Here is a 4577-nt window from a genome sequence, read left to right as displayed (position 1 = left end):
GGGACTGCCTTTTGAGCCTACCCATATCCGATTCCTCTGTCTGCATGAAACCTGTGCAGACAAGAATGGAGTTCGTAGGAAGCCCCCACTTCAAAATCCGGAGGATTTAAGTGGTGGGTAGTTCACTTCGTTCCTAAATAATCCAGTGCATAACGGACGTGCAATTCAGTCGCATAAGCCAGACCTCTTTCATCTATATCGAATTGCTCATGATGATGGCCGTACCAGGTATCCGGATCATCCAGATTCCTGGTCCCTACCCGGGCATAAACTCCTGGGGCTTCTGCCAGGAAATCAGCAAAGTCATCTGCTCCTAGACTTTTCGGCTGACTGGTGATGACCCGCTCTGCACCGACGATATCTGCAGCAACCCTTGCCGCACGTGCTGCCGGCTCTTCAGCATTGATAAGTGGTGCTGCAGCATCATAGTTTTCAAACGTAATCGAGGCCCTGTGGGACTCAGCCACATGCTTTGCAACGCGCTCAACTGCTTCCAGTACAAACTGTCTCGTTTCATGACTGAATGTACGCACGGTTCCTTCCAGTTCAGCGTGATTAGCTACAATATTATAGCGTGTCCCTGCATTCAATACCCCGACCGCGACAACGGCGTGATCCAGAGGGCTGATCTCCCTTCCTACGATACTTTGAAGTTCAACGGTTATGGCAGCCGCAGCCAGCAAGGCATCCACTCCTTTGTCAGGCTGAGCAGCATGTGCACTTTTTCCCTGAACATTGATCTTGAATATATCACATGACGCGTTCGTCGCTCCAGGAACGGATACGATACTGCCGACCGGGACACTGGAATCCAAATGAAGACCGAATACCTGATCAGTGTTTTCAACGAATCCCCCTTTAACAAATTGACGGGCACCTGCCCCTATTTCTTCAGCCTGCTGAAAAGCCAATTTGACTGTTCCTGAAAAGTGAGCTGCCTGTTTTTTAAGGATTTTAGCTGCGCCAAGAAGGGCTGCCGTATGTCCGTCATGACCACACGCATGATGTAGCCCAGGATTTTTCGATTTGTATGGCTTCTCTTTGGCGTCTTCCAACTCCAGAGCATCGATGTCCGCACGGAGAAGAATGGTTTTTCCTGGCCCTTTCTGCCCTGTAATCGTTCCGATTGCACCTGTTTCTCCTACTGATTCGTATGGGACACCAAGTTTATCCAGCTCTTCTTTGATTCGTCTGATCGTTTCATACTCTTTTAAGCTCGCCTCAGGATACTGGTGGAAGTAGCGTCTCAGTACTATGACCTCATCTGCTCCGGCTTGCACGTCTTCTCTAATTGATATTTCCGTTAATACACTGCTCATTTTTATCCTTCCTTTCACTCATTAAGATAACGGTTTTCAACTCGCTCGTAAACTTTTCAGATTAATCCCAGGCAGGTACGGATGAGCCTTTGGACGTTTCTTCAATGACTCCTTTGGTGTCTTCCGCCTGATAGGCTTCAACTACTTTCTGATAAGCTTGATTATCGGCATCTTCTTCTCTTGCAACAATGATATTGACGTATGGATCGGACTGCTCATTGACCGGATCCAGTAAGTTTATAGTTCGTCCCAGCGTACTTTTTCCGGCTCCGCTGTATCCGACGATGCCGTAAATATCGCCCTTTTCGACGGTCAACGATACATCCTGAACCGCCTTTACAGTCTGTTTTCTATCCTCAAAAGTCACGTCTATATTTTTCAGCTCAATCATCTGTCTCCCCCTCTTTATTTCAAAAAAAAACGTCCGTCCCCAAGACCAGGTTAAACTGATCTTAAGGACGGACGAAAAGCCCGTGTTACCACCTTGATTCAAACCAGCCTTACGACTGATTCCTTTAAAAGCACCCCATGAAGGCGATGCTTCGGCGCTGTAGTGGGCGCACCCATGGCAGCCTTATGTCTGATGTTCTGTTTATCCGACACTCGGTACCCTGCTTCGAGTCCATTTTCCACTTGCTCAAGCAAACCTGCTCTCACCTGCCCAGGCTCTCTGTTGTTGCTGTCTTGTAAGTGTACTTTACTCTTCATTGCAGTATATAGCTATTTAATTGTATAAAAAAACGTCCTTAAAAAAATCTTTATACAAAGACTCTTTTAAGGACGACTCATAATTAATGATTATCGTGTTACCACCTTAGTTTGCATGACCGTCTCCAGTCATGCCTCTGCCAGTACACAGGGCGTCAGTGTTGATTCACTACTCCTGTAGACTGCGTCACTATAACGGGTGAACCCGTAGCACGCTTACCCGACCGGGATCACCTGCTCCAATTCCAAGACCATTTTCCATTTATTCTTTCTTACCTGCTCCCACCACTACAGGCTCTCTGAGAAGACGTCCTAAATGTACTTTTCTTTTCACACTGTTTTCTTCTGTTTTTCTCATTTTCAAGAACTTGATTATTACTATACTTACTTCAGAATACTTTGTCAAATCTTTTTTGAATTTTTATTTTTTCCTTTAGTCAGCAGTTTCGGAGCAGTTGCATAAATCGCCGCTGCACCAAGTGGCGCTGTGACAATGATAGATAGGACAGCCAAGGCTAGAATCGTCGCGCCCTGACTTGCACCCATAGCCAGAGGGATCCCACCCATGGCAGCTTGAACAGTAGCTTTAGGCGAGTACGCAATCATGCAGAACAGTCTTTCCTTTTTATTAAGTGGGGTATTCATTGTTGCAAACCAGACACCGATGCTGCGTCCAACCAGTCCAAGTGCGATGATTAATAGACCGGTCACCCCTGCTTCCAAAGCCACCTCTATATTCACTTCGGCACCCACCAGTGCAAAAAGTAAAATCTGCAGGAAGATCCACAGCCCGGCTAGAGACTGGGTAAAGTGAGCTGTATGATTGGGGATGCGTTCAAGCAGAATAAAGCCTAGCGTCATGACTCCTAGAAGACTGGCAATCCCGACATGCTCGCCCCATTCAACAAACAAAATCGCTGCAGCTAAAAGCAGCAATAGTTTCTCGACGTATTTCTTATCGAACTGCTTGAACAGGAATGTCGCCAGAAGAGCAATGACTGCCCCACCCATCATGCCTGCGATTATACTGAACGGAATGGAGGCCAGCTCAAAAGCAATCGATGTATCCTGGCCACTGGTCCCCAGTCCAAGAAAGAAGGTAAACAAGGTAATGGCAAATACATCATCAATTGATGTCCCGGCAAGGAGCAAGGTCGGAACCTGTTTGTCTTCCCCGTATTCTTTTTCTTTCAGATCGAGCATGCTCGGCACAACGACTGCCGGGGACACAGCGGCTATAATGAACCCGAGCATTCCGGCTTCAGCAAATGAAAAGTTAAGCAGATAATAAGCCAAGGCAGTTATGGTCAAACCTTCGAGAAAGCAGGGAATACTGCTGATTTTCAAGGCGATCGTTCCAACCTGCTTGATTTGATCTTTTTTAATACCCAAGCCGGCTCTCAGCAGGAGGACGATCAGAGCAAAGGTTCGTATATCCTGAGAGACGGTCAAAAGATCGCTGTCCAGCCAGTCCAGGACATATGGTCCTAAAGCCATTCCGACAAGAAGCATCCCGATCAACGGCGGCAGTTTAGTCCTGGAGACAAGTTTCCCTCCTATGTATCCAAATAATAATAGCAATCCAGTTCCCGTAAGCATACTTACCTTCTCCCACTTATGTACGAGAAGAGAGTGACCTCTTCTCTTTCTTCTCTTTAGTGAATCGTCCCACCCGTTTCTTTCATATCCTCTTTACCATGATACATGACGATCGCTTCGATTCCCACAGTCAATGCCCGGATAATATCTTCAAGATGCATAGACGGCAGATTCGGCTTGTCTACGACCTGTTCCGGGATGAAGGGAACATGGACGAATCCCCCGGTCTTTTCTGGAAAGTCCTTTTCGATGATGTGGAGCATCTGATACATGATGTGATTGCAGACAAACGTTCCGGCACTGTTTGACACACTCGCCGGCACACCGGCCTGCCTCATTTTCTCTACCATGGCTTTGACAGGAAGCGTGCTGAAATAAGCTGCCGGTCCATCTGGCTGAATCGGTTCGTCGATCGGCTGATTGCTCTTATTATCTGGAATTCGGGCGTCATCTATATTGATTGCTACACGTTCGGGCGTAACACTGTAACGTCCTCCAGCCTGCCCGACACAGAGAATTACATCCGGATAAGTCTCTTCAATTTTTTCCCTGAGAACTTCTGAAGAGTTATGAAACACGGTCGGCAGTTCCATAGTGATGATTTCAGCTCCTGTAATTTCCGAATCCAATCGTCTGACGGCTTCATATGCCGGATTTATCTTCTCTCCTCCAAAAGGATCAAATCCCGTCACTAAAATTTTCATATTATCTTTCCTTTCTATACGGGTTGTCAGCTAAGAGAACTCGTTACTTCAGTGACGAGGTGAATTAGCGTCTTGGGCGACCCGCATTATATTCTGTTAATTGGTTTTCAATATATTCTTTCACTAGTGTTGCATAAAACTTAGAATAAATGATTTCCATAGATTGTTACTTTCGTCACAAATGGTTTTCGTTAAAATTTCCAAAAAAGTCAAGTGCTGGCGCAAGGGATGACTTTTTCCAGAAATT

Annotated in this window: 5 protein-coding genes and 1 other annotated feature; all 5 genes read right to left on the bottom strand. The window is 46.3% G+C overall.

The window, feature by feature from the left end; genetic code table 11:
* Positions 1 to 122: 122 nt before the first annotated feature.
* Positions 123 to 1319, bottom strand: coding sequence for an amidohydrolase (locus ACYQ4S_RS10860; protein WP_459771110.1), 1197 nt, complete (start codon positions 1317 to 1319; stop codon positions 123 to 125).
* A gap of 61 nt (positions 1320 to 1380) precedes the next feature.
* Positions 1381 to 1710: a MetQ/NlpA family ABC transporter substrate-binding protein gene (locus ACYQ4S_RS10855; RefSeq protein ID WP_459771108.1), complete on the bottom strand. Its 330-nt coding sequence runs from the start codon at positions 1708 to 1710 to the stop codon at positions 1381 to 1383.
* A 98-nt stretch (positions 1711 to 1808) separates the two neighbouring features.
* The gene (locus tag ACYQ4S_RS10850; protein WP_459771106.1) at positions 1809 to 1964 is read right to left on the bottom strand and encodes a hypothetical protein; all 156 of its coding nucleotides are present in this window, start codon (positions 1962 to 1964) and stop codon (positions 1809 to 1811) included.
* A 128-nt stretch (positions 1965 to 2092) separates the two neighbouring features.
* Positions 2093 to 2369: a binding site (T-box leader), on the bottom strand.
* Between the two features lie 60 nt (positions 2370 to 2429).
* Complete coding sequence (locus ACYQ4S_RS10845) at positions 2430 to 3626, bottom strand: cation:proton antiporter (RefSeq protein ID WP_459771104.1); 1197 nt, start codon at positions 3624 to 3626, stop codon at positions 2430 to 2432.
* A gap of 56 nt (positions 3627 to 3682) precedes the next feature.
* Positions 3683 to 4330, bottom strand: coding sequence for a pyroglutamyl-peptidase I (pcp, locus tag ACYQ4S_RS10840; RefSeq protein WP_459771102.1), 648 nt, complete (start codon positions 4328 to 4330; stop codon positions 3683 to 3685).
* Positions 4331 to 4577 lie beyond the last annotated feature (247 nt).

Source organism: Alkalibacterium sp. s-m-28 (assembly GCF_054658175.1).
This window is presented reverse-complemented; position numbering and strand designations above follow the sequence as displayed.